This is a genomic window from Streptomyces flavovariabilis (genome assembly GCF_000725785.1).
Taxonomy (GTDB): domain Bacteria; phylum Actinomycetota; class Actinomycetes; order Streptomycetales; family Streptomycetaceae; genus Streptomyces; species Streptomyces hawaiiensis.
This window is the reverse complement of sequence record NZ_JNXD01000126.1, coordinates 1-226: the sequence shown is the minus strand read 5'-3', so window position 1 is coordinate 226 and position 226 is coordinate 1. Positions and strand designations below refer to the sequence as shown.

At 71.2% G+C, this 226-nt stretch carries 1 protein-coding gene; it reads left to right on the top strand.

Translation table 11 applies throughout. The features are described 5' to 3' along the window. The coding region (locus IO24_RS41845; protein ID WP_157851366.1) for a condensation domain-containing protein at positions 1-226 on the top strand (226 nt) is incomplete at both ends.

Below are 226 nucleotides of genomic sequence, written 5' to 3'. Positions count from 1 at the left end.
GCAGGCCGCTGTGGGTGTGCTGCTGCACCGCCTCGGCGCCGGGACGGACATCCCCATCGGCACGCCGGTCGCGGGCCGCGGCGAGGAGGAACTCGACGATTTGGTCGGCTTCTTCGTCAACACCCTCGTGCTGCGCACCGACCTGTCCGGCGACCCCACCTTCGCCGAACTCCTCGACCGCGTCCGCGAGACCGACCTCAACGCCTACGCCCACCAGGACCTCCCC